We start from the raw sequence: 6,423 nt of genomic DNA on the forward strand, positions 1-6,423 counted from the left end.
GCATTGCGGTAATCGATCATGGCCTTCGGGGTCGGCCGGCGCCCACGTGCACGGCGGTGGCCAGGGCCGCGATCGCCAACCCGGTGACCGCCGCGATCGTCAGCCCGGCGGCGGTCAGCCCGGTCGCGACCAGGCCCGCCGGTAGCCAGGTCCAGACCGGCACCGTCCTCGGCGGGCGCCCCCGTCGCCGCCGCCACGCCTCGGTGGCCATCGGCACGATCAGCGGTGGCAGCGTCGCGGCGAGCACCGCCAGCCAGGGCAGCAGCAGCCGGTCGAACCGGGCGGCGGCGAGCACCGCGCCGGGCACCGCGACGATGAGCATCCCGGCCGTCGACGACAGCGCCGGCCAACCGCCGCGCAACGCCAGGGCACCGGAGTACGTCGTGGTCAGCGCCGGTGCGAAGACCGCGGCGGTGACAAAAAGATTGCCGTACGCGGCCACGCCGGAGGTGCCGGCCAGCACCGCCACCACGTCGGTCGAGCCGGTACGCAGCCACACGCCCGCCCCGGCCACCCCGACCGCCACCGCCGGCAACACCAGCAGCAGGACACACCAGCCCAGATCACGCCGGCTGGCCAGCCCCCGGCTGAAGTCCGGGGCGCGCAGCGCGAACACGGAGACGTACCCGGTCATGGCGGCGACGTCGGCGGCGGTGGACCAGCCGCCGGCCGCCAGGGTGACCGGCGCGGACGCCGGGCGCAGTTGGGCCACGCAGACCGCGACCAGGCCGAGGGCGGCCAGCGTGGTGGCCACCGCGATCCGGTTGCCCAGCCGGGGCGAGGCGTACGACACCGCCATCACCGCCCCCGCGAGCAGCAGCGCACCGACCGGTCCGGGCAGCCGGAGCACCGTGGACAGCGACGCCCCGCCCAACCCGACGTTGAAGCCGAACCAGCCGATCATGGCGACCCCGAGCACCACGCTCAGTACGGTCCGCCCGGCCGGCGGCAGGTAACGCGGCGCCACCTCGGTCAGCGTCCCGCCCTCCCCGTAGGGCGGCCGGACCCCGAGGGCGCCCTGCCCGAACAGCAGCAACGCCATCAGCGCCGCCCCACCCACGAACGCCAGTACGGGCACCGCCCCGTGGTGCCGGTCGGCCATGCCCGCGCCCAGGATGAGGGCGGCCGGGGCGGCACCCAGCCCCAGCCAGGCCCCGGCGGCGGCGGTCCACCGCCGGGGCGGGTCGAGTTGGGCGGACTGCCCGCCCAGCGGCGCGATCAGTGGTTGGCTCCCGCCCCCAGCAGTTCCCGGATCTCGGTCGACAGCCGGTCGAACCGTGGGTCGGACATCACCGCCGCGTAGTTGCGTTCGGCCGGTAGGTCGACCGGCAGCGTACGGACGATCCGGCCGGGTCTGGGGCTCATCACCTCGACCCGGGTGCCGAGGAAGACCGCCTCGGCGATGGAGTGGGTGACCAGCAGGATCGTGGTCCCGGTCTCCCGCCAGATCCGGTTCAGCTCGGTGTTGAGCTGCTCGCGGGTCAGGGCGTCGAGCGCACCGAACGGCTCGTCCATCAACAGCACCCTGGGCTGGTGCAGCAACGCCCGGCACAGCGCCACCCGTTGCTGCATGCCGCCGGAGAGTTCGTGCGGCAGGGCGTCCTCGAACCCGGTGAGCCCGGTCAGCTCGATCAGCTCGTCGGCCCGGCGGGCGGCCTGCCTGCGGTCCAGCCCGCGCATCTCGGCCTGCAGCAGGATGTTGCGGCGGGCGCCGCGCCACTCCAGCAGGGCCGCACGTTGGAACACGAACCCGATGTCCCGCTGCGGCTTGGTGACCGGCCGCCCGAGCAGCGAGACCGACCCGCTGGTCGGCCGGACCAACCCGGCCACGATCTTGAGCAGGGTGGACTTGCCGCAGCCGGAGGGGCCGACGATGGTGACGAACTCACCGGGCTCCGCCCGCAGGGTCACGTCCTCGACCGCCGTGGTCTGCGACCGCTTGGACCGGAACCGTACGGTCAGCCCGGTCAGCTCGACCGCGGTGCCGGTGGCGGTGGTGCTCGGTGCGCTGGTCATCCTCGGCTCATCCCTGGCTGGTGTAGCTGCTGTCCCAGTACTTCTCCGGCCCACCGACGTCCTTGAGTTCGGCGTACCGGGTCATCAGGTCGATCGTCTCGGTCCACTTCGCCGGCGGGTTCACCCCGGGCGCGCCCCCGGTCAGCTCCAGCAGCGGTACGGCCAGCGTGAGCTGCTTGACCAGTACGTCCTTGGCCGGCTCGTTCTCCGCCACCTCCACCATCGCGTCGGTGGCCGCCGGGACGTCCTTCGCCGCCTCGGCCCAGGACTTCTGGGTGGCCCGGACGAACGCCTTGACCAGCTCCGGGTCCTTGCTCAGGGTGGCCTCGTTGACCACCACACCGGTGCCGAGCATGTTCATGCCCCAGTCGGCGTAGAGCAGGTAGTCGACCTTCTTGCCGGTCTTCGCCTCGATCGTCGGGGCCTGGTCGTGGAAGAAGCCCTGGATCGCGTCGACCCGACCCTCGGCCAGCGCCGCGACCTTGCCGGCGGCGTCCAGGTTGACCACCTTGACGTCGTTCTCGGCCAGCCCGTTCGCCTTGAGCCAGGCCGGGAAGGTGGCGTAGATGGCGTCGCCCGGCGTGCCGCCGACGGTCTTGCCCTTGAGGTCGGCCGGCTTGCTGATCCCCTTGTCAGCAAGGAACTCGATCGAGGTTGGTCCCTTCTGGAGGAACACCCCGACGCTCTTCACCTTCATGCCGGTGGCGATCGCCTTGAGCATCGGCGGGGTGTCGGCCCAGCCGAAGTCGGTCTGCTGCTGGGCCACCGCCTGGATGGTCTTGCCCGACCCGCCGCCGGGCTTGATCTCCAGCTCGATCCCCTCGGCCTCGTAGAAGCCGTTCTTCAGCCCGTAGTAGAACGGCGCGTGCTCGCCGTACGGGACCCAGTTCAGGGTGAGCGTGACCTGCTTTCGGCCGTCGGCGGTGGTGGGCTGGTCGTCGTCGGCACCGCCGCAGGCGGCTACCGATCCGAGCAGCAGGAACGCGGCGGCGGTGAACGCGAGACGTCTCATGGTGGTGCGCCTCCTGTGTGGGTCGCGGGACGGTGCGGTGGTGGGTGGTGTCCGTGGGCCGGGATCAGGACGTGGTGAGCGGTACGGCGGACCGGCGGCTGGCGTGCCAGGGGATGAGCAGTGCCTCGGCCACCTCGACAACGAGGAAGAGCACGATGCCGATCAGCGACATCAGGAACAGGTCGGCGAAGAGCAGGGCCGAGTCGAGGTTCCCGTTGGCCAGCAGCAGCACGTACCCGAGGCCCTCGTCGGCGCCGACGAACTCACCGACCACGGCGCCGACCACGGCCAGCGTCACCGCCACCTTGAGACCGGACATCAGGTGCGGCAGGGCGTTCGGGAAGCGGATCCGGCGGAACGTCTTCCACGGTCCGGCGCCCATGGTGGCGGCGAGGTCGATCAGCTCCGGGTCGGTCGACCGCAGCCCGGCCACGCCGGAGATCACCACCGGGAAGAACGCGATCAGTACGGCCAGCACGATCTTCGGGGTGAAGCCGACCCCGAACCAGACCACCAGCAGCGGGGCGATCGCGATCTTGGGGATGACCTGGGCGAAGAGCACGATCGGGTAGAGCGCCTTCTCCATGGTGGGGGAGTAGGCGATCAGGATCGCGGTACCGAGCCCGAGCAGGGCGGCCAGGACGAACCCGATGACCGTCTCGTAGAGCGTGACGTAGGTGTTGCGGAGCAGGAACGACCACTGGTCGACCATCGTGGTCCAGACCTGACCCGGCGTCGGGACCAGGTAGTTCGCCACGTACTCGCGGTCGGCGACGAACCACCAGACGGCGAACAGCCCGGCCAGCAGCAGGGCGGGGCGCCAGAGCGCGTCGGCCAGCCGACCGACCCGGCTGCCGAGGCTGCGGCGGGCGCGGGGACGGTGTTCCGGCGGGGACAACGCGCCGGTACGGGCGGCGGATCCGGCCGGGCGCTCGGCCGCCGGGGGCGGGTCGGTGCCGGCCCCGGCGGTGTCGCCGGTCTGTCGGACGGGGGCGGCCACATCGATGCCGTCGTCCACGGTGCGGTCGGACACGGGCACTCCTCCTCGGTGGTCGGGTGTCCCGTCGGGCTGTACCAGGGCGGTGTGGGGGTGTACGGGCGGTGCTGGCGCTCGGGGCGGGCAAGCGCTTTCTCGGGACAGTAGAAGGCTTGTCCCGGTTTGGGCAAGGCCTTTCCCATAACGATCATCGATGCGACCGTTATCGATGGTCAAGTGGCGTGCCGGCTCCGGTACCGGGAGTGACGGACGGGACACGCCCACTGGGGGAATGCCGCAGCCAGGGCCGGGGTTGGGCCAAGGCATGACAACTGTTGGACTTATCGGCAGCGGACAGATCGGCGGCACCCTGGCCCGGCTGGCGATCGACGCCGGCTACGACGTGGTGCTGAGCAACTCGCGCGGGCCGGAGACGCTCCGGGAACTCGTCGACGAACTCGGCCCGGCGGCCCGTGCCGCGACGCCCGCCGAGGCGGCCGAGGCCGGGGACCTGGTGGTGGTCACCATCCCGCTGAAGGCCTACCGCAGCGTGCCGGTCGAGCCGCTGGCGGGCAAGGTAGTGATCGACACGAACAACTACTACCCCGAACGCGACGGGAAGTTCCCGGAACTGGACAACGACTCCACCACCAGCAGTGAGCTGCTGCAACAGCACCTGCCGGGGGCCAGGGTGGTGAAGGCCTTCAACAACATCTACTACCCGCACCTGCGGGACCTGGGCCGGCCGGTGGGCGCCGTCGACCGCAGCGCGCTGGCCATCGCCGGTGACGACCCGGCGGCGAAGGCGGCCGTGACCGCGTTCCTCGACGCGATCGGTTATGACACCGTCGACGCCGGCCCGCTCGCCGAGGGCCGCCGCTTCCAGGCCGGCAGCAAGGCGTACGGCGGCGGGTACGCCGGTGGCAGGGCCGACTTCTGGGCGGTGTCGGGCGTACCCTTCGACGCCGACGCGCTCCGCGCCCTGCTCGCCTGATTCCGTTGTGGGCGACGCACCTCGGGTGCGTCGCCCGCCCCCGTCCCGATGTTGATATGGGCATCGGGAGGTGACAGTGGATGACGAGTCCGTCGACTGTGGACGTTACCCACACCTGCGGCGAGAGCGACGACCTGACCGCCGTACACCGTAACGACGAGCGGTGGCGCTGCGTGGACTGCCGCAGGGAGTGGCCCTGCCCGGTCATCCGGCGGCGCCTACTGGTGCTCTACCGGCGGGAGCCGGTGAAACTGCGCGTCTACCTGCGCCACTTCCAGGACCGGGCGGCCTCCGGTCGTCGGCGACGATCCGCCTGAGACGTGTCTTCCCACCCCGCTCCCCGGCAAGAGCGGGGTGGGAACCACACCCCGACTCAGTGCACCGGGTACGTGTTCAACAGCCCGCACATGCCCTGGCGCCCCTGCTCGCGCGGCTCGGCGAACGCGTACACGGCGGCGTCCGCCAGGTGCGGCGCCTCACCCCGGGCGAGCGAGTCCAACTGCCGACCGGTCTGCTCGGCCGCCCGTAACGCACCGTCGCGCCAGCGCCCCCGCCAGGCGTCGAGCTGCGGCTGGACCAGCCGGATCGCGGCGGCGTGGAACTCCCGCAGGGGCGCGAGGTCGCCGCCGGTCGCGCTGTCGCGGAGCGCCTCGAAGCCGCGCACCGCCAGGTCACGGCGGCGGTACGCGGCAGCCGGGTCACCGCCGGGCGCACCGCCTCCGGGTAGGGCCACGGCGGCGGCGTACCGGGCCGGGTCGGCGAGCACCTCCGGGGGCAGGGTCAGTACGGCGTCCCCGGCCTCCGGCAGCCCGCTGTTCTGCATCAGCACGACGATCTCCAGCCCGCCGTGGTTGACCAGGCGGTGGATCGTCCCCGGGGCGAACCAGACCACCGCACCCGGGCGCAGCGGCGTCTCGGCGTACCCGTCCAGGGTCAGGGTCTGCACGAGTCCCGAACCTGCCGCCACCACGTACGCCTCGGCGCAGCACAGGTGCAGGTGTGGCGTACCGCCGACCGCGCCGTCCGGTGCGACGGTGTCGTACACGCACAGCCGGGAGACACCGACTCCACCGGGCAGGGGCAGGGGATACGTGGCGGACTGGCCGGTCATGGGGACCACCGTTCATGGGAAAGGGTTTTCCTGCGGCCCGTCTGACGCTAGTCTCCGGCGTTGACGAGCGTCAACGCGTACGCGTGCCGGGGCTGGTCCGGACGGAGGCCGCCGATGACCACACTCGCCGACGTGGCCCGGCTCGCCGGGGTGTCTCCGGCGACCGTGTCCCGGATCGTCAGCCGCAGTTCCCGCCGGGTCGCCCCGGAACTGCGCGACCGGGTGTTGGCGGCGGTCGAGGAACTCCAGTACGTCCCGAACGCGCACGCCCAACTACTCGCCCGCAACCACCGCTCCGCCGTCGGCGTCATCGT

Annotated in this window: 8 protein-coding genes; 3 read left to right on the plus strand and 5 right to left on the minus strand. The window is 72.0% G+C overall.

What is annotated here, in order from left to right; genetic code table 11:
- Positions 1–16: 16 nt before the first annotated feature.
- From ACWEFB_RS08115 to ACWEFB_RS08130, 4 genes are all read right to left on the minus strand, one after another.
- On the minus strand, positions 17–1,102 hold the full coding sequence (locus ACWEFB_RS08115; protein WP_452283427.1) for a hypothetical protein: 1,086 nt from the start codon (positions 1,100–1,102) through the stop codon (positions 17–19).
- 116 nt (positions 1,103–1,218) lie between these two features.
- On the minus strand, positions 1,219–2,016 hold the full coding sequence (locus ACWEFB_RS08120) for an ABC transporter ATP-binding protein (RefSeq protein ID WP_452283429.1): 798 nt from the start codon (positions 2,014–2,016) through the stop codon (positions 1,219–1,221).
- A gap of 7 nt (positions 2,017–2,023) precedes the next feature.
- A complete protein-coding gene (locus tag ACWEFB_RS08125; RefSeq protein WP_452283431.1) occupies positions 2,024–3,028 on the minus strand; it encodes an ABC transporter substrate-binding protein in 1,005 nt (334 codons plus the stop codon).
- 64 nt (positions 3,029–3,092) lie between these two features.
- Entirely contained in the window at positions 3,093–4,061 is a 969-nt protein-coding gene (locus ACWEFB_RS08130) for an ABC transporter permease (RefSeq protein ID WP_452283433.1), read from the minus strand.
- 268 nt (positions 4,062–4,329) lie between these two features.
- Here ACWEFB_RS08130 and ACWEFB_RS08135 point away from each other — a divergent pair, with 268 nt between their 5' ends.
- Both ACWEFB_RS08135 and ACWEFB_RS08140 read left to right on the plus strand, forming a co-directional pair.
- Positions 4,330–4,998 carry an NADPH-dependent F420 reductase gene (locus tag ACWEFB_RS08135; RefSeq protein ID WP_452283435.1) on the plus strand — a complete coding sequence of 223 codons (669 nt, stop codon included), beginning with the start codon at positions 4,330–4,332 and terminating at the stop codon, positions 4,996–4,998.
- Between the two features lie 80 nt (positions 4,999–5,078).
- Positions 5,079–5,315: a hypothetical protein gene (locus ACWEFB_RS08140; protein WP_452283437.1), complete on the plus strand. Its 237-nt coding sequence runs from the start codon at positions 5,079–5,081 to the stop codon at positions 5,313–5,315.
- 56 nt (positions 5,316–5,371) lie between these two features.
- On the opposite strand, the gene ACWEFB_RS08145 is transcribed toward ACWEFB_RS08140, so the two are convergent.
- Complete coding sequence (locus ACWEFB_RS08145; protein WP_452283439.1) at positions 5,372–6,109, minus strand: cupin domain-containing protein; 738 nt, start codon at positions 6,107–6,109, stop codon at positions 5,372–5,374.
- Positions 6,110–6,223: 114 nt separating this feature from the next.
- Between ACWEFB_RS08145 and ACWEFB_RS08150 the strand changes: the two genes are divergently transcribed.
- Positions 6,224–6,423, plus strand: a 200-nt coding sequence (locus ACWEFB_RS08150; RefSeq protein ID WP_452283441.1) for a LacI family DNA-binding transcriptional regulator, incomplete at its 3' end; no start/stop codon positions are given.

This window comes from Micromonospora sp. NPDC004704 (assembly GCF_053601675.1).